Source organism: Janthinobacterium sp. J1-1, assembly GCF_030944405.1.
In the GTDB taxonomy this organism is placed as follows: domain Bacteria; phylum Pseudomonadota; class Gammaproteobacteria; order Burkholderiales; family Burkholderiaceae_D; genus Janthinobacterium.
In genome coordinates this window covers 6,564,439-6,586,435 of the sequence record NZ_CP132339.1, presented here as the reverse complement: position 1 = coordinate 6,586,435, position 21,997 = coordinate 6,564,439, and the positions used below count along the sequence as shown (strand labels likewise).

Sequence of the window (21,997 nt, the reverse complement as noted above, 5' to 3'; positions counted from 1 at the left end):
TGACCTGCTTTGCTCATTACAGCAGGTGAGGGGGCGGGTTTCAAGCGACTGCGTCAAGCAGCTTATTTTTTCTCCTGTTGCGCCTTCTTGATTTCCGCTTCCGTCACTTTTTTCGCCGGCGCATTGGTGGCCGGCGACTTTGCCGTCTTGCGCACGGCCTTCGCTTCTGCCATCACGGCGCCGCAGTCGGTGTCGGGGGCGCGGTCGACGTTGATCAGGGGCAGGATGGCGGCGACCGGCGCGACCACGGTGGCCAGGGCCACGGCGGCGCCCGCTTTCAGGGCCAGCGGGCCTTTTTGCGGGCCGACCTTCGGTTCCTTGAACGTTCCTTGCGCGTACAGCGGCGTGCGCAGCGAGAACACGCGGGCGCCCTTGGTTTTCGGACGGATGTCGAGGTCCAGGGTTTCGTTGGCCAGGCTGACGTTGCCGGTCACGTTGACCACCGCATTGTCGGTGTCGAGCACGAAGCGGCGCACGTCGGCCACGCCGTTCCTGACGGCGAAATCGCTGGCCAGGCAGTTCAGCTGCACCTGCTTGTCGCCGAACACTTTCACGAACACGGCGTTGGCCAGGTTCAGGCCGGCCAGTTCCAGAATGAACTGGCTGACCGAGCCTTCGCTGACAGTGGCCGCCAGTTCGCCGTTGGCGCTGGCCAGCATGGACGACACTGAATTGCCGTGGCCGGTCAGGGCCGCGTCGGCATAGACTTCACCAAAGCTGGCCTGCATCGATTGCAGTTTCGGGAACAGTTCGCGGATCTTCAGATGGCGGGCCGCCACCTTGGCTTGCGCGGCGATGATTTTCTGGCGGCCGTCCAGCGTGATATTCGAGGTGATGTCGCCGCCGGCCATGCCGAAGTTCAGCGGCGTCAGGCTCAGCACTTTATCTTTCATGTGGATTTCCGCGACGATATCGTTGAACGGGATATCGTGCGTGCGCACCAGTTTCTTGCCGGTGAATTTCACGTCGGCATCGAGCGCATCCCATTTGGCCGTGTTGAACTGTTCCACCGGCAAGGCCTTGTCGGCCGGCTGGTTGGCCACCTTGCCGCGTGCCTGTTTCTTGGCGTTGCTTTCCGCGCCGATGGTCGGGCCCAGGTCTTCCAGGCGCAACTGCTGCGAGGTCAGTTCGCCGCGCAGCAGCGGGCGCGGCTTGCGCGGCAGGTATTGCAGGGTGCCGGCCAGGTCGCTCTGGCCCACCTTGCCCTTGAATTTTTCATAGGTCCAGTTCCAGGTCTCGCCATCCTTCTTGCCCAGCAGCCGGCCCTTGGTGGCGTACTCGGGTGTCTCCGGCAGCAGCACGCCTGTCAGCGGATACAGGTCGGCCATGCTGGCGCCGGCCAGGCTCAGCTGTAAATCGATGCCGGACAGGGTGCGCGGGTCGGTCAGCGTGCCGTCGACGCTGATCTTGTTCTTGCCGGAGGCGGCGTTGGCCTGTACCGGATACACGGTATGGTCGCCCGTCAGCGACAGCACGGCGCCGGCCTTGCCGCCACCGGTGACCGGCGCTTTTCTGTACGTGCCGCCGAGGGTGAATGCGATGCCGAATTTTTCCACCTTGTCACCTGCCGGAGCATCATTTGGCGTGGCGTCCGGCGCGGTCGAGCTGACCTTGGCGTTCAGGTCCAGGGCGATGGCCTGGTCCAGGTAGCGGATGGTGCCGGCGGCAAACGCCATGCGCTGGATTTCCACGTCCCATTGCGACGGACCATTGTCTTTCAGGGTCCAGCTGTTGCTGCCGTCGGCGCGGCGCTGCAGGGCGATCTGCGGCGCGTCCAGCGCCAGGTCGGTCAGCACGACGCGGTGATCGAGCAAGGGCAGCAAATGGGTCGAGACGACGATGCGCTGCGCACTGGCCATCTGCGGACCGGCCGTGGCCCAGTCCGGATTGCTCATGCGCACATCGTTGGCGGTAATGGTCGGGCGCGGCACGTAGCGGCGCCAGCCGGCTTCGGTTTTGAGTCCCTGGTGGAATTTGACTTGCAGGTCGCCGCCGATGACAAATTCGCGGCCCGTGCTTTCCGAGACCTTGCGGTTGATATAGGGACGGGAGCGGTTCCAGTCGAAGGTGAGGATGAAAATGATGACAAGAAGAATCAGCGCCAGCAGGGTGGCCAGGGTCCAGCCGAAGATTTTCAAAGGTTTTGAGCGTGCCATAGGATCCCGATCATCATGATTTTTAAATCAATGTAGAGAATTTGCCCATGCTGGTCGGTACGGTAGCTTACGTAAGCTGGCAGGCCATGGCGGCGTGGCCGCTTCACTTATAATCGGCGGCATCGGCATACAGGAGCACAAATGAGCGTCACCATCTATCACAACACCGCCTGCGGCACTTCGCGCACCACCTTGCAGCTGATCCGCGATGCGGGCATCGAACCGGTCATTATTGACTATGTAAAACAGCCACCGGCGCGCGCCGAGCTGGTCGACCTGATCGCGCGCGCCGGTTTGAGTGTGCGCGCCGCCATGCGCGACAAGGGGAACCTGTATGACGAGCTGGGACTGGCCGATAGCACGTTGAGCGACGACGCGCTGTTCGACGCCATGCAGGCCCATCCGATACTGATCAACCGTCCGTTCGTGGTGACGGACCTGGGCGTGCGCCTGTGCCGGCCAGCCGACAAGGTCAGGGAGATTTTGCCGCCAGCATGAAAAACGGCGCCATCGGCGCCGTTTCTGCAAGTGACTGCCGTACCGCGATCAGTGATTGCGGGCCACGGCAAACGAGCACAGTTGCAGCATCGATTGCTTGTACACGCTGTCGGGCCAGCCGGCGATGGCGTCGGCGGCGCGCTGGGCCGCGATTTCCGCCTGCGTGCGCGTGTAGTCGAGCGCGCCACTGCTGGTGACGGCCGCCAGGATGGCGTCGAAATGCTGTTCGTCACCCTGCTCGATGCAGCTGCGTACCAGCGCGCGCTGTTCCGGCGTGCCGTTTTCCATCAGATAGATCAGCGGCAGGGTCGGTTTGCCTTCGCGCAAGTCGTCACCCACGTTCTTGCCGATTTCGGCGGCGTCGCCTGCATAGTCGAGCACGTCGTCGATCAGCTGGAAGGCGGTGCCCAGCGAGCGGCCGTATTCGGCGGCCGCTTCGATATCGGCTTCGCTGGCGCCGGCGATGAGGGCGCCCAGCTGGGCCGAGGCTTCGAACAGCTTGGCCGTCTTCGAGCGGATCACGGTCAGATAGCTTTCCTGCGTGACGTCCGGATCGTGCATGTTGAGCAACTGCAGCACTTCGCCTTCGGCGATCACGTTGGTGGCGTCCGACAGGATTTGCATCACGCGCATATTGTCCAGTGCAACCATCAGCTGGAACGAGCGCGAGTGCAGGAAGTCGCCCACCAGCACCGACGCGGCATTGCCGAACAGCGCATTGGCCGTCTGGCGGCCACGGCGCATCGACGATTCATCGACCACGTCGTCGTGCAGCAGGGTGGCGGTATGGATGAATTCGACCACGGCCGCCAGTTCATGGTGCGCCGTGCCGCGATAAGCATGGGCATTGGCGACCAGCAAGATCAACACGGGGCGGATGCGTTTTCCGCCTGCGCTGATGATGTATTCGGCAATCTGGTTGATCAGAATGACATCGGAATGCAGTTTTTGGCGGATCACCGTGTTGACTGCGTCCATATCGGCGGCAATCGTTTCCACGATGGTGTTTTGGTTAACGTGTTTGTGAGCGTCAGACAAGGCGAACCTGCAATAGATTGTGGGTGCGGCGATTATACGACATGGCTTGCGCCTGCGTGCCGTTTGCCTATGGCAACAGAACAATGATTGACTTTCCGATCATCGAAACGCGGGCCTGACATCGTGTCCAGGTTGTCGACATACCACGATCATCAAGCTTTGTGAATAGTTTTTGACGCGATTTCTCAGGCCGTGTATAATCGCTGGTTCCCCCTGTTGTGCACGGCTTGCTTTTCATGGCAGCGGGATAAATTCTTTCAACATTTGATGAGGTTTCAAATCATGTACGCGGTCATAAAAACCGGTGGCAAACAATACAAAGTTGTCGCTGGCGAAAAACTTAAAGTAGAACAGATACCGGCAGACATTGGTTCCGAACTCACCATCGATCAAGTTCTCGCAGTAGGCGCGGGCGACACCATTAAATTTGGTGCGCCATTGGTCGAAGGTGCAACGGTACTGGTTACGGTTGTGGCGCATGGTCGCCATGATAAGGTCAAAATTTTCAAGATGCGTCGTCGTAAGCACTACCAGAAGCATCAAGGCCATCGCCAGAATTTTACCGAAATCCAAATCGTTTCGATCAACGGCTAATCGCCGCTGTTTGAATTAATCAGCTATCAAGGAGTCTTAAATGGCACACAAAAAAGGCGGCGGCACAACGCGAAATGGCCGTGATTCAGAATCAAAACGTCTGGGCGTCAAAGTCTACGGCGGTCAAACCATCAATGCCGGCGGCATCATCATTCGTCAACGCGGCACCCCAGTGCGCGCCGGCGAAGGCGTAGGCATGGGCAAGGACCACACTCTGTTCGCGTTGATCGCTGGCAAAGTGAAGTTCGTTGTCAAAGGTGCTGGCTCGAAGCAATTCGTGACCGTTGTAGCAAACGAAGCAGTACCAGCGTAATTCCGGCCCGGGGCGCCAGTTCGCCCCGCTGGAATCGCATGATGTAAGGCGCAAGCCTTCAATCGAAAGGCTCTGCCCAAGGTAGAGCCTTTTTAGTTTTATGGCGGCAAAATTATGAAGTTTATCGACGAAGCAAAAATCGAAGTCATCGCGGGCGATGGCGGCAACGGCTGTGCCTCTTTCTGCCGTGAAAAATTCCGACCTTTTGGCGGTCCCGATGGCGGCGATGGCGGAAAGGGCGGCACCATCTGGGCAGTCGCCGACCGCAATATCAATACGCTCGTCGATTTCCGTTTCTCCAAAATGCACAAGGCGCGCAATGGCGAGCCTGGCCGCGGCGCCGATTGCTATGGCAAGGGCGCTGACGATATTCACCTGCGCATGCCGGTCGGCACCCTGATCGTCGACCACGCCAGCGGTGAAATCCTGGCCGACCTGACCGAACACGGTCAAATTGAAATGCTGGCCAAGGGCGGCGAAGGCGGCTGGGGCAATATCCACTTCAAGTCCTCGACCAACCGCGCCCCACGCCAGAAGGGCGAGGGCAAGGAAGGCGAACGCCGCGAACTGCGCCTGGAACTGAAGGTGCTGGCCGACGTGGGCCTGCTGGGCATGCCAAACGCCGGCAAGTCGACCTTTATTTCGGCCGTCTCGAACGCGCGCCCGAAAATTGCCGATTACCCATTTACCACCCTGCACCCGAACCTGGGCGTGGTGCGCGTGTCGCACGAGAAGAGCTTTGTGATCGCCGATATTCCGGGCTTGATCGAAGGTGCTTCCGAAGGTGCGGGCCTGGGCCATCAATTCCTGCGCCATCTGCAACGCACCGGTCTGCTGCTGCACATCGTCGACCTGGCGCCGTTCGAGACCAATGTCGATCCTGTCAAGGAAGCCAAGGCGCTGGTCAAGGAACTGAAGAAGTACGACGAGTCGCTGGTCGACAAGCCGCGCTGGCTGGTGCTGAACAAGCTCGACATGGTGCCGGAAGAAGACCGTAAAAAGCTGGTCAAGGACTTCCTCAAGCGTTTCGCCTGGAAAGGTCCCGTGTTCGAGATCTCCGCGCTGAACCACCAGGGTTGCCCGGAACTGGTCAATGCCATCTACCAGCACCTGGAAGAGAAGAAACACAGCGAAAGCCGTGCCGAAGAAACGCAGATGACCGAAGAAGCACGCGGCATCTCGTCGATCGACCCGGACGATCCGCGTTTCAAGATCCTGGACTAAGCATTTGATGCCGGTACAGGCCGGCGCTGCGGCATCCCTGCGCAAGCTGGGCTGGCAGCGCCGTGTGTTGCAGCTGATCACCGCTGCCTACGGGCTGGGTGTATTTGCCTGCCTGCTGTTCGCCGATGAGATGGCGGCCGGCATGGGCATCTTTCTCAATGGCGTGAACGGCTACAGCCAGTTCTACGCCACGCATGTCGGCCTGTGGGGCGCTACCGCGTTCCTGGCGCTGTTCGCGGCACGGCAGGGCGAAACGCCCGTCTTCAGCGATATCACTGCAATGTTGGTCCTGGCGCAGCCGGCCGGCCGCCTGTTCGCGGCCATCAGCTTCGGCTTGCCCCAGGGTTTGGTGTTGTACATGTGCGCGATGGAACTGGCGGCGGGGCTGGTGTTGCTGCTGCTGCGTCCGGCGCGCTGACAGATAAGAGCCTCCATGGATTCCGTGATTCAAAAAGCTACCCGCATCATCATCAAGGTCGGCTCCTCGCTGGTCACCAACGACGGCCGTGGCCTCGACCACGCCGCCATCGCGCGCTGGGCCGCGCAGATCGCCGGCTTGCGCGCCCTCGGCAAGGAAGTGGTGCTGGTCAGCTCCGGCGCCATCGCCGAAGGCATGTTGCGCCTGGGGTTCGAGCGCCGCCCCACCGATATCCACGAATTGCAGGCCTGCGCCGCCGTCGGCCAGATGGGCCTGGCGCAAATCTACGAAAGCAGTTTTCGCGCGCACAGCCTGGGCACGGCGCAAGTGCTGCTGACGCATGCCGACCTGGCAGACCGCGAACGCTACCTGAACGCCCGTTCGACATTGACCACCTTGCTGCGCCTGGGCGTGGTGCCGATCATCAATGAAAACGACACGGTGGTCACCGATGAAATCAAGTTCGGCGACAACGACACCCTCGGTGCCTTGGTGGCCAACCTGATCGAAGCCGATGCGCTGGTGATTTTGACGGACCAGCACGGCCTGTTCTCGGCCGATCCGCGCAAGGACCCGAACGCCTATCTGATCACGCAGGGCGTGGCGGGCGACCCGGCCCTGGAGGCGATGGCCGGCGGCGCCGGTAGCAGCCTGGGCCGTGGTGGCATGCTGACCAAGATCCTGGCCGCCAAGCGCGCCGCCAAGTCGGGCGCGCACACCATCATCGCTTGGGGCCGCGACAGCGACGTGCTGAGCCGCCTGGCGCAAGGCGAAGCGATCGGCACAGAATTGCGCGCGCAGACGGGCCAATTGACGGCGCGCAAGCAATGGATGGCCGACCATCTGCAGACGGCCGGCGCGGTGGTGCTCGATGCTGGCGCCGTGCAAAAGCTGAGCCGGGAAGGCAAGTCCCTGCTGCCGATCGGCGTGGTGGCGGTGCAGGGCGAGTTCGGCCGCGGCGCCGTGATCACCTGCCTCGACGAGGCCGGCGTGGCGGTGGCGCGCGGCCTGTCGAATTACACCAGCGGCGAAGCGCGCCGCATCATGCGCAAGCCGTCCAATGAGATCGAGGCGATCCTCGGCTTTATCGAAGGCCACGAGCTGATCCATCGCGACAATATGGTATTGCTGTAATGCGCAAGGCGGCCCGATGGGCCGTTTTTTTCAGGTCAGCGCCGGCATGGCCGTTTTTTCCTTGTAATCGCACAGGTCGGCGATCATGCAATTCCAGCATTGCGGCTTGCGCGCGATGCAGGTGTAGCGGCCGTGCAGTATCAGCCAGTGATGGGCATCGAGCAAAAATTCCCTGGGCACGAATTTGAGCAATTTTTGCTCGACGATCTCGACATTCTTGCCCGGTGCAATGCCGGTGCGGTTCGAGACGCGGAAGATATGCGTGTCGACCGCCATCGTCAGTTCGCCAAATGCCGTATTCATCACCACATTGGCCGTCTTGCGGCCCACGCCGGGCAAGGCTTCCAGCGAGGCGCGGTCGCGCGGCACCTCGCCGCCATGCTGCTCGAGCAGGATCTGGCAGGTGGCGATGACGTTTTTTGCTTTTGTGCGGAACAGGCCGATGGTGCGGATATAACTGGCCAGCTCATCGACCCCCAGCGCCAGTATCGTAGCCGGTGTATTGGCGACCGGATACAGCAAGCGGGTGGCCTTGTTGACCGAGACATCGGTCGCCTGCGCCGACAACAGCACGGCGATCAGCAGCTCGAACGGCGTGGTGTACTCGAGTTCGGTCTTCGGGGAAGGGTTGGCGGCGCGAAAGCGCGTGAAGATTTCCAGGCGTTTGGCGGCGTTCATGCGTCTTTTTCCGGCGTGTCGGGGGTGGGAGGGGCGCTGGCGGCGGCGGCCTTGGCGCGCGCCCGTTCCATGGCGGCGGCGATAATGGCGCGCTTGCGTTCTTTTTCTGCCATTTCGGCTGTCGTCACGGGCACTTCCTGCTTGAGTTCCTGCATCTTCGAGACGGCCTTGGCGGCCAGGCGCGCGTCGTTCTCCTCGGCTTCGCGGCGCAGCCGTTCGGTGCGCCCATCGTGGCGTGCGCGGGCGTCATCGGCATCAAGCTGGCTCCAGGCATCCCAGCCGGTGGCGTCACCGCTGACCGGATACATGACGATGCAGTCGACCGGGCAGGGTGCCACGCACAGGTCGCAGCCGGTGCACAGGCTGGTCACCACCGTGTGCATCTGCTTGGCCGCGCCGGCGATGGCGTCGACCGGGCAAGCCTGGATGCACAGGGTACAGCCGATACACAGCGATTCATCGATGTAGGCGACCGAACGGGGGCGTTCCAGGCCGTTGACCGGATTGAGCGGAATGACCTTTTTGCCCAGTAAATTGGCCAGCAGCGCGATGCCTTGCGCGCCGCCGGGCGGGCACTGGTTGATGTCGGCGCTGCCTGCGGCAATCGCTTCCGCATACGGTCGGCAGCCGTTGTAGCCGCATTTGGTGCATTGCGTTTGCGGCAGCAAGTCTTCTATCTGGTCGGCAAGGGAGGTGGGAGCTGGGTGCGGCACGGCGATCTTCAATACGGTAAAACCGTATTATCGGCCATCTGGCCTCGGCACAAGTGAAAAACCTGCCTGACGCAAGGGATAGCCGGCACTCACCGTGTATTTTATTTCCAACAGGAATTAATGACTATCGATAAACAACTTTGAAAAATTGTTATTGTATGGGACGATGGTTTATCGTCAAAAACCGACCGTATTGCCTGACGCCATCACGTTTCCACTGATACGCCGGGTGACAGGAGCAGTACATGTCTTTTCTCCGGACAGTGGTTTTGTCCTTGCTCACTTTCTGCGCCGCGCCTGTCCTGCAGGCGCAGGTGGCGCCGACCACCGGCATCGTGCGTTTTGCCGCCGATGACTGGCCGCCGTTCGTGTCGCCCAGGCTGCCGGCCGACGGCATGTCGGCCGCCATGGTCAGCGCCGTGTTCGAGCGCATGGGTTACCTGGTCAAATACGAATACTTTCCCTGGAAACGGACCATGCAGTTTGGCCTCGGCAATCCGCGCTACGCCGGTTTCATGGCGGTGTGGCGCACGCCCGAGCGGGAAAAGCTCTGTCACTTCTCTGTCCCGGTTGGCAATACCCTCGGCGTACTGGCCTATCTGAAGGAGGATGGGCCGCCCGGCGCCAGCCTGCAGGAACTGGGCAAGTTGCGCGTCGGCACGGTGGCCGGCTATGCGAATGGCGAGCAGTTCGACGCCATGGTGGCGCGCGGCGAGTTGAGCACCGAAGAGGGCTTGAACGATGCGACCAATCTGAAAAAACTGCTGATCAAGCGTTACCGCGTGATCGTCATCGAGCGCCACGTGCTGCAGCACTTGCTGATGGGGCCGGAATTCAGCAAGGCCGAACGCGAGCGCATCGCCTTTGTCGATACGGTGTTCAAGGAACGCCCAGTGCATGTCTGCTTCAAGCGCGATGCGGGCGGCGCGCTGCAGCAAAAACGCTTCAACGAGGCCGCGCGCGAAGTCGACCTGGCCAGGCTGGAACGCGATTACTGGAAACGCCTGGACCAGTCGCTGGCTGGCGTGCCGCCCGCGCCCTGAAGACGACCCTGCGGCATCTCTTCAGAATTGGCATAAGCTCATGCTTAACGATTCGTTCTTGTTTGTTTGACCATCCCTTAATCTGAGCTGCTTGTGCTGATGGCGATTGAAAGGATGTGGACGTATGCAAGAACTGAATCAGGCCGCGGCGCCAAATGCCAGCCGCGACACCATCGACCTGGAATGGGCCAATCTGTTGTCGCCGCAACGGCGTGGCCTGCTGCGCCGTGGCGGCCTGCTGGCGGCACTGGCCGCATCCGGCCTCGCGGGCACGGCGCTGGCGCAGGATGCGCGCCAGGCGCCGCGCTTGAAAGCGGCGTCCGGCAAGAGTCCATGGGGCGAGCATACAGACACGGCGCCCACGCCGCGCCCGGCCAATGTGCGCCCCGGCGAAGAGCACTTGCCTGCCGCGCCGCGCGCGTACACCGATATCGAGAGCTATCACGCGCATATCTATTTCGATGAAGACAGTTTCCAGAAGGCGGCCCTGATACGCAAATGGGCGGCCGAGCGCTTCAGCGTCGAGCTGGGCGACTGGAATACCGAGCCGCGCGGTCCGCATGTCACTCCCTCGTTCTACTTCGGCTTTACCAATGAGCTGTTGCCGGTGATCGTGCCGTGGCTGCAATTGAACAGCCTTGGCCTGACGATATTGATCCACCCGAATACGGACGATCCGCGCGCCGACCACCTGTATTACGCGCTGTGGGTGAACCGCTCTCAACCCGTGAACGGCTATGCGATGAAAAAGCCGGGGCCGGGCGAGCCGCGGGTGGAGCAGATTTATGTCAATACGCACCCGACGGTAAAGCTGGAAACCGCGCGCGCATGAAAAAACGGCACGCTGGCGTGCGCCGGCGTGCCGTTTTCAGGAGGCATGGCTGATCAGCCGTGCTTCTGGATGAATTCGCCGATTTTCGGGCAAATGATCTCGCGCCAGCGGCGGCCCGAGAAAATGCCGTAGTGGCCGCATTTCGGCGCCACGAAGTCTTGCTGCATGTCGGCCGGAATACCGCTGCACAGGTCATGCGCGGCCTGCGTCTGGCCGGCGCCGGAAATATCGTCCAGCTCGCCTTCGACGGTAAACAGCGCCACGTTGGTGATGTCTTGCGGACGCACCAGCTGGCCGCCCACTTTCCATGTGCCCATCGGCAGGCTGAATTCCTGGAAGACGGTTTTGATCGTTTCCAGGTAGTACTCGGCCGGCATGTCCAGCACCGCGTTGTACTCGTTGTAGAACTGGCGGTGGCCTTCCGCCGGCTCGTCGTCGCCGGTCACCAGGTGCATGTAGAACTCGCGGTGGCTTTGCGCGTGACGGCCCGGGTTCATGGCGATAAAGCCGGCGTGCTGCAGGAAGCCCGGATAGACCTTGCGGCCAAAGCCCGGGTAGTTCGGCGGCACCGCGTAGATCACGGTGTTTTCAAACCACGAGAATTTCTTTTCAGTCGCCAGGTTGTTCACTTGCGTCGGCGAGCGGCGCGGATCGATCGGGCCGCCCATCATGGTCATGGTTTTCGGCATGTGCGGATCTTTTGCCGTCGCCATCAGCGAGATGGCGGCCAGCACCGGCACGGTCGGCTGACAGACCGAGATCACGTGCAGGTCGGGCGCCAGCAGGCGGATGAATTCCTGCACATAGTAAATGTAGTCATCGAGGTGGAACGGGCCTTCGGTCAACGGCACCATGCGCGCGTCGGTCCAGTCGGTGATGTAGACATCATGTTCGGCCAGCAAGCCGCGCACGGTGTCGCGCAGCAGGGTCGAGTGATGACCGGACAGGGGGGCAACCAGCAGCACTTTGGGCTGTTGCACACCGGGTGACTCTTTTTTGAAGTGGATCAGGCGACAAAATGGCTTTGTCACGACAACGTGTTCGTGGATGTCGACGCTCTCGCCTTTGACGAGCACGGATTTGATGTCAAAACGGGGTTTTTCGTAGTCTTTGCCAAGGCGGTACATCAGCTCGTAGCCGGCTGCGATGCGTTGCGAAAACGGGGTATGGGCCAGAGGGGAAACCGGGTTGGTAAATAACTTGGAGGACATGTCTGCCCATTGCATCACCGGAGTGAGGAAAGAGCGTTGCAGTTCGTGCAGTTGGTAAAGCATATAGAGTCCTTGTTTTATTCCAAGCGCCAATGCGGCTCAAATATCATAATCCAATTCTATGACATTTGTTGAGGGCAAAATGTGCTTTAACACGCACAGGGCCACACTTTGCGGCTTTCTGTCTGCAATCGCGCCACACTTGCATGGCAGTCCTGCAACCATGTTTTTAAAATAAAAAAAGCAGCGTTTCCGCTGCTTTTCCTGGGGCTTGCCTGCTGCCGTTACTTGACCAGCAGGTGCAGCTTGTCCTTGACGTCTTTCATGGCCTCGGCTTCCGGCAAGGCCGCCTTGGTCTTGGTGATCGACGGCCAGTTGCGCGCCAGGTCGACGTTAATCTTGATGAAGGCCTGCTGGTCGCCCGGCACGTCTTCTTCCGCGAAAATCGCGTTCACCGGGCATTCGGCCACGCACACTGCGCAGTCAATACATTCGTCCGGATCGATCGCCAGGAAATTCGGGCCTTCCCGGAAACAATCTACCGGGCAGACATCGACGCAATCGGTGTAACGACAGGCGACGCAGGATTCGGTGACAACGTGGGTCATAACAGTCCTATCAAATGGGGAGGTGCTGTAGCGCCTGCAGGAACTTCAACGGCGCATACTAAAGCAAAGCACCGTATTTTAAGGCAATTCGCTACTTCTCACAAATCCGCTTTATATACAATACATATAAGCAAATTCATTTTTTTGGCCGCGCCACGCTCTGCAAGGGGGAGTGTTGCCGTGTTCAGGAAACGCGCCGGCGAAGATGGGCAAAAAAACCACACCCATCGCGCCGTGTGTTTATTGAGATCAACGATTTACATGAATTCAGGTGCTGGCGCGGATTTTTGCCACCAGGTTTTGCCAGCGCGCACTGTCCGCACCGCCATCTTCGGCAAACGTGATCGTGTGCTGGCTGTCGGGGGCCTCGACGGTAATGCGCCATTGCGCAATATCGGCGCCCAGCGGTTCGCTGTCGTGCGCCATGTCGCTGGCGGGCGCCGCCGTGAAAAAGCCGCAGCCGGCCAGCGCCGCCTCCAGCGCCTGGCCGGCGGGATGGGAGCGCGTGTCGATTTCGTAGTGCTCGCGCAGGCCGGCAAAGCCGCCGCTGCTGGTTGCTGATATTTTCATGTCGTTTCCTGTGGTGGTTGGTCGGATTGCCGGCTCAAGCGTGGCGCGGGCCATAGTCGCGGCACCATGCGGCCAGCGCCTCGCGTTCCGCATCGAATGCCTGGTCGGCCGCGCTGTACTGGGCGTTGTTCATGGTGCCGCAGCAGGCGCGGCGGTCCTGCACGGCGCCGTCTTCATCCTCGGCGGCTGGCGCAAACCCCGGCAGCTCATTTTCGCCGCCATCGAGCTGCGCACCGAGCACTTCACGCACCGTAAAACTGTTGCGGATAAAGTCCAGGTAGGCGTCCTTGCCATCGGCCCGGGCCAGCGACAGCATGTGGTTGGCCACGTCGGCGTAGGTGGCCGCGCGGCCGGGAGCGGCCAGCAGGGCGCGCAGCACCAGGCTGCACAGGTAGTCGCCGCAGGCCAGCAGCACGGCCGCGTCGTCTTTCAGCTGTGGCCGGCGTTCATGGTCGAAGATGTCGGCCAGGATGTCGTAGATGGCGCCGGTAAATACCTGCGAGATGGCGTGCACCTCGGTGCCCGCCTGCGACAGTTTGATGTCGTTGTCGGCGTTGCGCAAGCCGTTGGGCCGGCCCAATGCCAGGCCGAACTGTTCGGCCAGGTCGGCCAGGAAGGTCTTGTCGTGCAGGTCGGCCTTGGTTTGCGTGATCACCGCTTCGACCTGGTCCAGTTGCGACAAGGCCAGGAAGATGGCCGTCAGGTCGCCGAACGATTCATGCAGCCCCCCCGTTTGCGGCGGGTTGCTGTTGAGCAGCCAGTTCGGTTTCAAGCCATCAAGCACTGCGTGGCCGGTTTCATGCGACACAATATCGAGCGAACGGCAGGTGTACACGCGTTCGGTGGCGCCGCTGGGAATGAAGTCGCCGAATTTCAGCGCCTGTTCCCGGCGGCTGTAATAGGCGTTCATGACATTGGGCAAGCCGTGCGGAAACACGCGCAGCGGATCGGTATTGCTGGCGCTGTTCCATTGCCAGGGCAGCGGCGCGGCCGTGCCGTCCAGCGCCAGTGCGCGCTGGAACATGGTCAGGGTCATGCGCACGATGGCAAAGGTATGCACGGCGTCGAACTGGTCGGTATTGGGCGAGACGATGAAGTCGCCAAAGGCGTTCGGGCTGACCTGGGCGATGCCGGGGGTGCCGAACGTGATGCGCGCATCGTGCGGCCCTTCCAGGATCAGGCCCGGCAGGAAAGCCTTGCGCGTGCCCAGTTCGCTGACCGAGGGGTCCTGCTTCCAGATCAGCACGCGCGCGCCGGCGGCGATGGCGGCGGTTTTGCGCACGCTGGGCTCATTCAGGCGCGGCGGCCCCGGCTGCAGGGTCAGTTGCGCCTGCTTGCGGTGCTGGCGGTAGGGCGCCGACGGCGTCGGCACATAGCCGACCGGCAGCGAAACGCATTGGGTCAGCACGGCTTCGACCGGCACGATGACTTTCTGGTCCATGATGGCTCTCCACGACAGGGGCGGCTGGAACTGGAATAGTCGGCCTGCGCGGCGCTGCGGGGTTTGATACGGCGCAAACGATGTGAGAGAAGGGGGACGGCTGGTATCATGGCGGCCTTGCTACTACCCGTTTTGACGAAAAGGAAGGTTTGATGGCGGATATAAATATAGTTCAGCAACATAAGCTGACAGCGGAAAAAGCCCGTGCGGCGGCGCAGCAGGTGGCCGACAAGCTGGCCCAGGAATATGATTTGTCGTGCGCCTGGGATGGCGATGTGTTGCGCTTCGAGCGCAGCGGCGTCGATGGCGCGCTGACCCTGGAGCAAGACCAGGCCCAGCTCACGCTGAAGCTCGGTTTCATGCTCAGCGCCTTTGCGCCCATGATCGAAGGCAAGATCGCCGACAAGATGCGCAAGGTGTTTACTGAAGCGGCCTGATGCTTGCCGGTGCTGGCTTTTGATGATAAAGACAGTACACTTGTTGCCTGGCGGTTAGCCCTGTCTTGCCGCCGGTTTTCCCCGCATTCCATCGTCTTATGTGTGTTGGCGAACATTGCTAACATATTTCAATTTGGAAAGCTATTGGACTTTTGCCTCTTTTTGCGCTATACTTGACGCATATTTACAACAGCTAACCCCCAGTCATACCGGCTGCAACGCAGTCAACTCCGCATGTTCGGTAGTAAATTCTGCAGTCACTTCGGCAGTAAAACAATCCTTGGGCCTGGCGCCCGCATCCAGTAGAAGTTTGATCCGGATTGTTTGGATCAAATACATTTGGTGCCATGTTTTTGCATGGCGCCCGCGTCGCTGACAGTCCTGAACCCCAGCCTCTTTCAGCGCGCAGACGGCACTCCGGCATGGCTAGCGCCATGCACCGGTCATACACGTGTCACCCCTTTTTCCAGTCGCTCCCGTGCGCTTTTTGCGCCTGTGCCTAGCCGACGTAAAAAGGTTTGCTGATTCCCGCCGCAGGCTAGTGGCCTGCAGGGTTTCATTCCATTCGTCAAATCGAGGGAGAACCACAACGTGGCAAAACAAATCATCATCGACCATGTATTCAAAGTGTTCGGCGACCAGCCGAAAGAAGCACTGGCACTGGTCCGTCAAGGCGCCAGCAAGCAGGATATCCTGGCCCAGACCGACTGCACCATCGGCGTATTCGACGCCACCTTTACGATCGAAGCGGGCGAGATCTTCGTCATCATGGGCCTGTCCGGTTCCGGCAAGTCGACCCTGGTGCGCATGCTCAACCGCCTGATCGAGCCGACCGACGGCCGCATCCTGATCGACGGCAATGACATCAATACCTTGCCCGACGCCCAGTTGCGCGCGCTGCGCCGCAAGGACATCAGCATGGTGTTCCAGTCGTTCGCGCTGCTGCCGCAAATTACCGTGCTCGACAATACCGCCTTCGGCATGGAACTGGCCGGCATGCCCAAGGCCGAGCGCCATGCGCTGGCCCAGCAAGCACTGGAACAGGTGGGCCTGGACGGCTACGGCGCCAGCTACCCTGACGAATTGTCGGGCGGCATGCAGCAGCGCGTGGGCCTGGCGCGCGCGCTGGCTTGCGATCCCTCCATTCTGCTGATGGACGAGGCGTTTTCCGCGCTCGATCCGATCATGCGCACGGAAATGCAATCGGAACTGCTGCGCCTGCAACAGATCAAGCGCCGCACCATCGTCTTCATCTCGCATGATCTCGACGAAGCGATGCGCATCGGCGACCGCATCGCCATCATGAAGGATGGCCATGTGGTGCAAGTGGGCACGCCGGAAGAAATCCTGCGTAAACCCGCCAACGATTACGTGCGTAATTTCGTGCGCGGCGTCGATGCGGCGGCCGTCTTCAAGGCCAGCGATATTGCCCGCAAGAGCCAGATCGTGGTGTCCGAGTCGCCCACCCGCGGTTCGCGCGCCGCGCTGTCGATGCTGGAAGAGCAGGATCGCGCCTACGCCTATGTCGTCAGCCCGCAGCGCAAGTTTCTCGGCGTGGTGTCGGCCGATTCGCTGCGCACGGCGCTCGACGGCCATGTCGGCCCGCTGGGCCTGGCGCATGCCTATTTGCCCGAGGTGCAGACCATCAATGCCGATGAACCCGTCGCCGGCCTGTTCGGCCAGGTGGCGCAACTGCCTTACGCCGTCCCTGTGGTGGCCAACGACGGCAGCTTCCGCGGCGCCATCAGCAAGACCACCTTGCTGAAGTTCCTCGACCGCGATACGCCAGCCATTGCCGAGCCACAATTACAGAAAGGACAAGCATGAATCCAGCTAACGTTACTGCCGTAGAACCCGTCGTAGAACAGGCGGCCCAGATCAATCCGTGGCTGCCGTCCGCGCCGACCGATACCTCGTGGCTGGACGCCGCCGCACCGGCCGTCACGCCCGAGCACGCCGCCGGCGGCTTTCACCTGACACAGATTGTTGATGGCTCGCTGCCGCTGGAAGCCTGGATCAACCAGGGCCTGGGCTGGGTGGTGGCCAATTTCCGTCCGTTTTTCCAGGCCGTGCGCGCGCCGATCGACGCCACCCTGACTGGTGTCAGCGACGTGCTGCTGGCCGCGCCATCGCTGACGGTGATCGCCATCATCGGCCTGCTGGCGTGGCAATTTACCAGCCGTACCCTGGCGATCGGCACCGTGCTGGCGCTGCTGGTGGTGGCTATGCTGGGCATCTGGCCGGAAGCCATGATCACCTTGTCGCTGGTGCTGACCTCGCTGGTGTTCTGCATGATCATCGGTTTGCCGCTGGGCATCTTCCTGGCCAGCAGCGACCGCGCGCAAAACATCCTGCGCCCGCTGCTGGACGCTATGCAGACCACGCCCGCCTTTGTGTATCTGGTGCCGGTGGTGATGCTGTTTGGTATCGGCAATGCGCCTGGCGTGATCGTCACCATCATCTTCGCCTTGCCGCCGCTGGTGCGCCTGACCAATCTCGGTATCCGCCAGGTGCGTCCCGACCTGATCGAAGCGGCGCGCGCCTATGGCGCTTCGCCATGGCAACTGCTGACCCGCGTGCAGTTCCCGCTGGCCATGCCGAACATCATGGCCGGTATCAACCAGTCGCTGATGCTGTCGCTGTCGATGGTGGTGATCGCCTCGATGATTGCCGTTGGTGGCCTGGGCCAGATGGTGTTGCGCGGCATTGGCCGCCTGGACATGGGCCTGGCGACCGTCGGTGGCCTGGGCATCGTGTTGCTGGCCATCACCCTGGACCGTTTGACGCAAGCGATGGGCCAGCCCCGCCGCGGCGTGCGCCACTGGTACCAGACGGGCCCGGCCGGTTTCGTGATGCGCCTGGTGCGCGGCAATGCGGCGCGCAAGGAAGACGCCGCACCCGCCCCGCTGGCTACCGCTACTCAATAACAATAACAAGAAAGGATTTACATGCATCAGACTGAACATTTCAAAATCACGCAAAAATCGCAACGCAAGTTCCAGTGGCTGTCGTTCCTCGGCATCGCCGCGCTGGCCCTGAGCACCAGCCTGGCCATGGCGCAAACGCCGGATGCCGGCCTGCCCGGCAAGGGCATCAAGGTGCAAGCCTTGCAAAGCTCGATCGCGGAAGAAACTTTCCAGACCATGCTGGTCGAGCGCGCGCTGGAAAAGCTGGGCTACGAAATGCAGCCGATCAAGGAAGTGGAATATCCGACCGCGCACATCGCGATCGCCAATGGCGACGCGACGTTTCTGGCGGTGCACTGGGACCCGCTGCACAAGGATTACTACGAAAATGCGGGTGGCGACGCCAAGCTGCTGCGCACCGGCCAGTATGCGGGCCCGGCCGCGCAAGGCTATCTGATCGACAAGGCGACGGCCGAGAAGTACAACATCACCAATATCGACCAGCTGCGCGACCCGACCCTGGCCAAGCTGTTCGACCACGACGGCGACGGCAAGGCGGACCTCACCGGTTGCAATCCGGGCTGGGGCTGCGAGGCGATGATTGAAAACCACATGGACGCCTACAAGCTGCGCGAGACCGTGCAGCATGTGCAGGGCAGTTATTCGGCGCTGATCGCCGACACCATCGGCCGCTACAAGCGTGGCGAGCCTATCCTGTACTACACCTGGACGCCGTACTGGGTCAGTGGCGTGCTGGTGCCGGGCAAGGATGTCGTGTGGCTGAAAGTGCCGTTCTCGTCGAATCCGGACAAGACCAATACCCGTCTCGACGATGGCAGCGATTATGGCTTTGCCGTCAACACCACGCGCATCGTCGTGAACCGCGCCTGGGCCGAGAAAAACCCGGCGGCCGTGAAACTGTTTGAAATCATGCGCTTGCCGATCGCCGACATCAATGCGCAAAACGAGCGCATGCGTACCGGTGCCAACACCCAGGCCGATATCGCCCGCCATACGGCCGGCTGGATCAAGTTCCACCAGCAGGAGTTCGATGGCTGGATCGCGCAGGCGCTGGCGGCGGCCAAAAACTAAGTATTTGAACAATAAAAAAGTGGCTACCGATTTGGTAGCCACTTTTGCGTTAACCGCCTGTTTTGGTGGTTATTCGAGAGTTTTTCAGCAGTTTTTGACGATTTGGGCGCCAAAAGCGAGCTCTACACTCATTTTTGACCGGTTTAATCCTTCAAATCGTCGATCAGGTCGATATATTGCTGTTGCGCCTCTTCTTTCGAGGTGCCGGCCAGGGCGGCCCAGGCGTCGAACTTGGCGCGGCCGACGAAATCGGTCATGCCAGGGCGATCACCGGTGGCGTCGCCGCTGGATGCCTGCTTGAACAGGGCATAGATTTTCAGCAAGGTCATATTGTCCGGACGTTCGGACAGGGTCTTGGAATCGAGCTGGGCTTGGTCGAATTGCTCTTGTAAACTCATGTTGGCTCCTCAATGCTGGGTGGATCACGGTAACGGTCAAGCGGCGGCTGCGGCGGAGTGGCCACCGTGCCTGCCGCGGTGCCTGACATCATAGTGAAAAAACCGCGCGGCGCATTAGAGGGCCGCCTCAAAAAAAACGCCGCCTGAAGAGGCGGCGCAGGGTGCGGCTGAAGGGGGGAATTACACGCCCAGCAGTTCGACGTCGAAAATCAGGGTGGCGTTCGGTGGAATCACGCCGCCGGCGCCGCGCGCGCCATAGCCCAGTGCCGCAGGAATGATCAGCTGGCGCTTGCCGCCGATTTTCATGCCTTGCACGCCTTCGTCCCAGCCCTGGATGACGCGGCCTGCGCCCAGCGGGAATTCGAATGGATCATTGCGGTCCTTGCTGGAATCAAATTTCGCGCCGGCGCTGCCGTCGTCGTTTTGCAGCCAGCCCGTGTAATGCACGACAACATTGTTGCCTGCCTTGGCTTCGGCGCCGTCGCCGATCACGGTGTCGGTGTATTGCAGGCCGGAGGCGGTGGTGGTGATGGACATGACTTTCCTTATGAAGACGATGAAAGCTACAGATTGTAGAGCATGGGCCGCGAATGCGCCACGGGGCGCGTTATCGTGCCGGCCGCCACCGCGCTCGACCATTTTGTCATCAGTGTGTCGTCGATTATTGCTATCATCGCGCCTCGCACCGATTTGTTTGACGACGTACATGAAGGGACGCCCTGATGCGCAATGTAATCAATTCCTATGGCCGCGCGCTGCTGTCCCAGTTGCACGGCAAGATGCTGTTGCTGAGCGCGCTGCCGTTTGTGCTGTCGCTGCTGTTGTGGGGCGCCTTGCTGTGGTTCGGCCTGCAGCCGCTGATCGACAGCCTGCACGCCTGGTTTGCCGAATACGATTTCTTCCGCACCAGCGGCGCCGTGCTGGCCACGTTTGGCCTGGGCATGCTGAAATCGGTGATCGTGCCGCTGATCGCCATGTTCCTGCTGTTGCCGCTGATGATATTGACGGCGCTGATCTTCATGGGCCTGTTCGCCATGCCGGCGATTGCGCGCCACGTGGGCGGCCGGCATTTTCCGCAGCTGGAACACAAGCATGGCGGCAGCGTGCTGGGCAGCGTGGGCACCTCGCTGGCCACGTTTTTGCTGTTCATTCTCGCCTGGCTGGTGATGTTGCCGCTGTATGCGTTTCCGCCGGCGGCGCTGGTGGGGCAGGCCGTGCTGTGGGGCTGGCTGACCTACCGCGTGATGGCGTATGACGCCATGGCCGACTACGCCAGCGTGGAAGAACGCCAGGCCATCATGCGCGACCGCCGCACGCAGCTGTTCGTGATTGGCCTGGTGTCCGGCGTGGCCGGCGCCGTGCCCGGCATGCTGTGGATGGGCGGCGTGATGTCGGTGGTGTTCTTCCCGTTCCTGGCGGGATTCGCCATCTGGCTGTATGTGCTGATCTTTATCTTCACGGGCCTGTGGTTCCAGTACTACTGCCTGGAGGCGCTGGCGGCGCTGCGTGGCGTGCGCGGCATGAAGGACGTGCCGGCGGCAGATGCCTGATACACCAATTATCATATCGAATCGAACAAGGGAGTGACATGGCTATCGGACTGATCATCATTGGCGACGAAATCCTGTCGGGCAAGCGCACGGACCAGCATTTCCCGAAAGTGGTGCAATTGCTCAAGGCGCGCGGCTTGCAGCTGAGCTGGGCGGAATATGTGGGTGACGAGCCGGAGCGCATCGTCGCCTTGCTCCAGCGTACTTTTGCCAGCGGCGACATCGTGCTGTGCTTTGGCGGCATCGGCGCGACCCCGGACGACCATACGCGCCAGGCGGCGGCCACCGCCCTGGGCCTGCCGCTGGTATTGCATCCGCAAGGCAAGCGCAACATCCAGCAGCGCATCACGGAAATGGGCGCGGAAGCGGGCGTGGCGGTCGACCTGGACTCGCCGGAAAACCTGCATCGTTTGAAAATGGCCGAGTTTGCCGAAGGCGCCGAGCTGATTCCGAACCCGTACAACAAGATTGCCGGCTTTGCCGTGCGCGAGCATTATTTCGTGCCCGGTTTTCCCGTCATGTCGTGGCCGATGATCGAATGGGTGCTCGATACGCATTACGCCCACCTGTTCAACCAGGTGCCGCATGCGGAACATGCGCTGCTGGTGTATGAAACGGCCGAATCCTTGCTGACGCCGCTGATGGTGGAACTGGAAGCGAAGTATCCCCAGATCAAGGTATTCAGCCTGCCCAGCGTGGGCGACGCGCAGACGCGCCGCCATATCGAACTGGGCGTGAAAGGCGAGCCGGCGCAGGCGCTGGCCGCCTTTGCCGAGATGCGCGCGGCGCTCGACACCATGCAAGCCGAATACCACGCCATCTGAACCCTGCCAGCCCGGCGCCGGCGTTTCATCAGCCGGCGTTCAGCCCGCCTTGCAGCTATGTATGCAAGCGTACAGTCCGGTCGTTGTTTTTTTGCGAAAATCTTCAGCGTAGAAAGATTTTTGTGCGCGCTCGTCCATCCTTGCCATGCCGATGTGGTGCAATGGTGATCAGGACTACGCGTCATCGCCACCGTACCCAAGCAAGCGGCGTTTTGTGGCGTATTGTTGATTTACCGGTCTGGATATCATGTCAAGCAAGCTGCATCGTTACCGGCCTCGCCTGGCCACCGTCTTATCTTGCGCAGAGCACGCCGGCCGC

Annotated in this window: 24 protein-coding genes; 14 read left to right on the top strand and 10 right to left on the bottom strand. The window is 61.1% G+C overall.

What is annotated here, in order from left to right:
- Nucleotides 1–62 precede the first annotated feature (62 nt).
- Nucleotides 63–2,156 carry an AsmA family protein gene (locus Q8L25_RS30015; protein ID WP_308922870.1) on the bottom strand — a complete coding sequence of 698 codons (2,094 nt, stop codon included), beginning with the start codon at nucleotides 2,154–2,156 and terminating at the stop codon, nucleotides 63–65.
- 141 nt (nucleotides 2,157–2,297) lie between these two features.
- Between Q8L25_RS30015 and arsC the strand changes: the two genes are divergently transcribed.
- Nucleotides 2,298–2,654, top strand: coding sequence for an arsenate reductase (glutaredoxin) (arsC, locus tag Q8L25_RS30010; RefSeq protein ID WP_308922869.1), 357 nt, complete (start codon nucleotides 2,298–2,300; stop codon nucleotides 2,652–2,654).
- Between the two features lie 48 nt (nucleotides 2,655–2,702).
- Here arsC and ispB read toward each other — a convergent pair whose 3' ends face one another.
- Nucleotides 2,703–3,632, bottom strand: a complete 930-nt coding sequence (gene ispB, locus Q8L25_RS30005; RefSeq protein ID WP_374694334.1) for an octaprenyl diphosphate synthase — start codon at nucleotides 3,630–3,632, stop codon at nucleotides 2,703–2,705.
- A gap of 342 nt (nucleotides 3,633–3,974) precedes the next feature.
- Between ispB and rplU the strand changes: the two genes are divergently transcribed.
- The 5 genes from rplU to proB all read left to right on the top strand — a co-directional run bounded on the left by rplU (nucleotide 3,975) and on the right by proB (nucleotide 7,375).
- The gene (gene rplU, locus Q8L25_RS30000; protein WP_054268134.1) at nucleotides 3,975–4,286 is read left to right on the top strand and encodes a 50S ribosomal protein L21; all 312 of its coding nucleotides are present in this window, start codon (nucleotides 3,975–3,977) and stop codon (nucleotides 4,284–4,286) included.
- 40 nt (nucleotides 4,287–4,326) lie between these two features.
- Nucleotides 4,327–4,599, top strand: a complete 273-nt coding sequence (gene rpmA / locus Q8L25_RS29995; RefSeq protein ID WP_094445744.1) for a 50S ribosomal protein L27 — start codon at nucleotides 4,327–4,329, stop codon at nucleotides 4,597–4,599.
- 114 nt (nucleotides 4,600–4,713) lie between these two features.
- Nucleotides 4,714–5,823: a GTPase ObgE gene (obgE, locus tag Q8L25_RS29990; protein ID WP_308922867.1), complete on the top strand. Its 1,110-nt coding sequence runs from the start codon at nucleotides 4,714–4,716 to the stop codon at nucleotides 5,821–5,823.
- Nucleotides 5,824–5,830: 7 nt separating this feature from the next.
- Nucleotides 5,831–6,241: a hypothetical protein gene (locus Q8L25_RS29985; RefSeq protein WP_308925824.1), complete on the top strand. Its 411-nt coding sequence runs from the start codon at nucleotides 5,831–5,833 to the stop codon at nucleotides 6,239–6,241.
- Between the two features lie 15 nt (nucleotides 6,242–6,256).
- Nucleotides 6,257–7,375 carry a glutamate 5-kinase gene (gene proB / locus Q8L25_RS29980; protein ID WP_308922866.1) on the top strand — a complete coding sequence of 373 codons (1,119 nt, stop codon included), beginning with the start codon at nucleotides 6,257–6,259 and terminating at the stop codon, nucleotides 7,373–7,375.
- Between the two features lie 30 nt (nucleotides 7,376–7,405).
- Here the strand turns inward: proB and nth are convergent, their stop codons facing one another.
- Both nth and rsxB read right to left on the bottom strand, forming a co-directional pair.
- The gene (gene nth, locus Q8L25_RS29975) at nucleotides 7,406–8,053 is read right to left on the bottom strand and encodes an endonuclease III (protein WP_308922865.1); all 648 of its coding nucleotides are present in this window, start codon (nucleotides 8,051–8,053) and stop codon (nucleotides 7,406–7,408) included.
- Nucleotides 8,050–8,772 carry an electron transport complex subunit RsxB gene (gene rsxB, locus Q8L25_RS29970; RefSeq protein WP_374694333.1) on the bottom strand — a complete coding sequence of 241 codons (723 nt, stop codon included), beginning with the start codon at nucleotides 8,770–8,772 and terminating at the stop codon, nucleotides 8,050–8,052. Before rsxB ends, nth begins: the two co-directional genes overlap by 4 nt.
- Before the next feature lie 239 nt (nucleotides 8,773–9,011).
- Here rsxB and Q8L25_RS29965 point away from each other — a divergent pair, with 239 nt between their 5' ends.
- Both Q8L25_RS29965 and Q8L25_RS29960 read left to right on the top strand, forming a co-directional pair.
- A complete protein-coding gene (locus tag Q8L25_RS29965) occupies nucleotides 9,012–9,809 on the top strand; it encodes a transporter substrate-binding domain-containing protein (protein WP_308922863.1) in 798 nt (265 codons plus the stop codon).
- A gap of 124 nt (nucleotides 9,810–9,933) precedes the next feature.
- Entirely contained in the window at nucleotides 9,934–10,641 is a 708-nt protein-coding gene (locus tag Q8L25_RS29960) for a DOPA 4,5-dioxygenase family protein (RefSeq protein WP_308922862.1), read from the top strand.
- Between the two features lie 53 nt (nucleotides 10,642–10,694).
- Here Q8L25_RS29960 and Q8L25_RS29955 read toward each other — a convergent pair whose 3' ends face one another.
- The 4 genes from Q8L25_RS29955 to Q8L25_RS29940 form a co-directional block, all read right to left on the bottom strand.
- Nucleotides 10,695–11,915 carry a polyhydroxyalkanoate depolymerase gene (locus tag Q8L25_RS29955; RefSeq protein ID WP_308922861.1) on the bottom strand — a complete coding sequence of 407 codons (1,221 nt, stop codon included), beginning with the start codon at nucleotides 11,913–11,915 and terminating at the stop codon, nucleotides 10,695–10,697.
- Between the two features lie 221 nt (nucleotides 11,916–12,136).
- Complete coding sequence (gene fdxA, locus Q8L25_RS29950) at nucleotides 12,137–12,460, bottom strand: ferredoxin FdxA (protein ID WP_308922860.1); 324 nt, start codon at nucleotides 12,458–12,460, stop codon at nucleotides 12,137–12,139.
- Between the two features lie 267 nt (nucleotides 12,461–12,727).
- Nucleotides 12,728–13,030, bottom strand: a complete 303-nt coding sequence (locus Q8L25_RS29945) for a protealysin inhibitor emfourin (protein WP_308922859.1) — start codon at nucleotides 13,028–13,030, stop codon at nucleotides 12,728–12,730.
- Between the two features lie 34 nt (nucleotides 13,031–13,064).
- The gene (locus tag Q8L25_RS29940) at nucleotides 13,065–14,471 is read right to left on the bottom strand and encodes a hypothetical protein (RefSeq protein ID WP_308922858.1); all 1,407 of its coding nucleotides are present in this window, start codon (nucleotides 14,469–14,471) and stop codon (nucleotides 13,065–13,067) included.
- Nucleotides 14,472–14,623: 152 nt separating this feature from the next.
- Between Q8L25_RS29940 and Q8L25_RS29935 the strand changes: the two genes are divergently transcribed.
- The 4 genes from Q8L25_RS29935 (at nucleotide 14,624) to proX (ending at nucleotide 18,906) form a co-directional block, all read left to right on the top strand.
- Nucleotides 14,624–14,908: a polyhydroxyalkanoic acid system family protein gene (locus Q8L25_RS29935; RefSeq protein WP_308922857.1), complete on the top strand. Its 285-nt coding sequence runs from the start codon at nucleotides 14,624–14,626 to the stop codon at nucleotides 14,906–14,908.
- 591 nt (nucleotides 14,909–15,499) lie between these two features.
- The gene (gene proV / locus Q8L25_RS29930) at nucleotides 15,500–16,735 is read left to right on the top strand and encodes a glycine betaine/L-proline ABC transporter ATP-binding protein ProV (protein WP_308922856.1); all 1,236 of its coding nucleotides are present in this window, start codon (nucleotides 15,500–15,502) and stop codon (nucleotides 16,733–16,735) included.
- Nucleotides 16,732–17,835 (top strand): glycine betaine/L-proline ABC transporter permease ProW, encoded by a 1,104-nt coding sequence (proW, locus tag Q8L25_RS29925; RefSeq protein WP_308922855.1) that lies wholly within the window; start codon nucleotides 16,732–16,734, stop codon nucleotides 17,833–17,835. Before proV ends, proW begins: the two co-directional genes overlap by 4 nt.
- Before the next feature lie 21 nt (nucleotides 17,836–17,856).
- Nucleotides 17,857–18,906 (top strand): glycine betaine/L-proline ABC transporter substrate-binding protein ProX, encoded by a 1,050-nt coding sequence (gene proX, locus Q8L25_RS29920; RefSeq protein ID WP_308922854.1) that lies wholly within the window; start codon nucleotides 17,857–17,859, stop codon nucleotides 18,904–18,906.
- 143 nt (nucleotides 18,907–19,049) lie between these two features.
- On the opposite strand, the gene Q8L25_RS29915 is transcribed toward proX, so the two are convergent.
- Complete coding sequence (locus tag Q8L25_RS29915; protein WP_308922853.1) at nucleotides 19,050–19,304, bottom strand: acyl-CoA-binding protein; 255 nt, start codon at nucleotides 19,302–19,304, stop codon at nucleotides 19,050–19,052.
- Nucleotides 19,305–19,484: 180 nt separating this feature from the next.
- Nucleotides 19,485–19,841, bottom strand: coding sequence for an FKBP-type peptidyl-prolyl cis-trans isomerase (locus Q8L25_RS29910; RefSeq protein ID WP_308922852.1), 357 nt, complete (start codon nucleotides 19,839–19,841; stop codon nucleotides 19,485–19,487).
- Between the two features lie 185 nt (nucleotides 19,842–20,026).
- Between Q8L25_RS29910 and Q8L25_RS29905 the strand changes: the two genes are divergently transcribed.
- On the top strand, nucleotides 20,027–20,854 hold the full coding sequence (locus tag Q8L25_RS29905; protein ID WP_308922851.1) for an EI24 domain-containing protein: 828 nt from the start codon (nucleotides 20,027–20,029) through the stop codon (nucleotides 20,852–20,854).
- A gap of 38 nt (nucleotides 20,855–20,892) precedes the next feature.
- The gene (locus tag Q8L25_RS29900; RefSeq protein ID WP_308922850.1) at nucleotides 20,893–21,678 is read left to right on the top strand and encodes a molybdopterin-binding protein; all 786 of its coding nucleotides are present in this window, start codon (nucleotides 20,893–20,895) and stop codon (nucleotides 21,676–21,678) included.
- Nucleotides 21,679–21,997: the final 319 nt, after the last annotated feature.

What these genes read in the sequence shown, in the direction of transcription:
- fdxA (WP_308922860.1), bottom strand. Translation starts at nt 12,460, where the DNA reads ATGACCCACGTTGTCACCGAATCCTGCGTCGCCTGTCGTTACACCGAT.
- Q8L25_RS29945 (WP_308922859.1), bottom strand. Translation starts at nt 13,030, where the DNA reads ATGAAAATATCAGCAACCAGCAGCGGCGGCTTTGCCGGCCTGCGCGAG.
- arsC (WP_308922869.1), top strand. Translation starts at nt 2,298, where the DNA reads ATGAGCGTCACCATCTATCACAACACCGCCTGCGGCACTTCGCGCACC.
- proX (WP_308922854.1), top strand. Translation starts at nt 17,857, where the DNA reads ATGCATCAGACTGAACATTTCAAAATCACGCAAAAATCGCAACGCAAG.
- Q8L25_RS29900 (WP_308922850.1), top strand. Translation starts at nt 20,893, where the DNA reads ATGGCTATCGGACTGATCATCATTGGCGACGAAATCCTGTCGGGCAAG.
- Q8L25_RS29910 (WP_308922852.1), bottom strand. Translation starts at nt 19,841, where the DNA reads ATGTCCATCACCACCACCGCCTCCGGCCTGCAATACACCGACACCGTG.
- proW (WP_308922855.1), top strand. Translation starts at nt 16,732, where the DNA reads ATGAATCCAGCTAACGTTACTGCCGTAGAACCCGTCGTAGAACAGGCG.
- Q8L25_RS29915 (WP_308922853.1), bottom strand. Translation starts at nt 19,304, where the DNA reads ATGAGTTTACAAGAGCAATTCGACCAAGCCCAGCTCGATTCCAAGACC.
- obgE (WP_308922867.1), top strand. Translation starts at nt 4,714, where the DNA reads ATGAAGTTTATCGACGAAGCAAAAATCGAAGTCATCGCGGGCGATGGC.
- nth (WP_308922865.1), bottom strand. Translation starts at nt 8,053, where the DNA reads ATGAACGCCGCCAAACGCCTGGAAATCTTCACGCGCTTTCGCGCCGCC.
- rplU (WP_054268134.1), top strand. Translation starts at nt 3,975, where the DNA reads ATGTACGCGGTCATAAAAACCGGTGGCAAACAATACAAAGTTGTCGCT.
- Q8L25_RS29935 (WP_308922857.1), top strand. Translation starts at nt 14,624, where the DNA reads ATGGCGGATATAAATATAGTTCAGCAACATAAGCTGACAGCGGAAAAA.
- Q8L25_RS29940 (WP_308922858.1), bottom strand. Translation starts at nt 14,471, where the DNA reads ATGGACCAGAAAGTCATCGTGCCGGTCGAAGCCGTGCTGACCCAATGC.
- ispB (WP_374694334.1), bottom strand. Translation starts at nt 3,632, where the DNA reads ATGGACGCAGTCAACACGGTGATCCGCCAAAAACTGCATTCCGATGTC.
- Q8L25_RS29955 (WP_308922861.1), bottom strand. Translation starts at nt 11,915, where the DNA reads ATGCTTTACCAACTGCACGAACTGCAACGCTCTTTCCTCACTCCGGTG.
- Q8L25_RS29960 (WP_308922862.1), top strand. Translation starts at nt 9,934, where the DNA reads ATGCAAGAACTGAATCAGGCCGCGGCGCCAAATGCCAGCCGCGACACC.
- Q8L25_RS29905 (WP_308922851.1), top strand. Translation starts at nt 20,027, where the DNA reads ATGCGCAATGTAATCAATTCCTATGGCCGCGCGCTGCTGTCCCAGTTG.
- proB (WP_308922866.1), top strand. Translation starts at nt 6,257, where the DNA reads ATGGATTCCGTGATTCAAAAAGCTACCCGCATCATCATCAAGGTCGGC.
- Q8L25_RS29965 (WP_308922863.1), top strand. Translation starts at nt 9,012, where the DNA reads ATGTCTTTTCTCCGGACAGTGGTTTTGTCCTTGCTCACTTTCTGCGCC.
- Q8L25_RS29985 (WP_308925824.1), top strand. Translation starts at nt 5,831, where the DNA reads ATGCCGGTACAGGCCGGCGCTGCGGCATCCCTGCGCAAGCTGGGCTGG.
- rpmA (WP_094445744.1), top strand. Translation starts at nt 4,327, where the DNA reads ATGGCACACAAAAAAGGCGGCGGCACAACGCGAAATGGCCGTGATTCA.
- Q8L25_RS30015 (WP_308922870.1), bottom strand. Translation starts at nt 2,156, where the DNA reads ATGGCACGCTCAAAACCTTTGAAAATCTTCGGCTGGACCCTGGCCACC.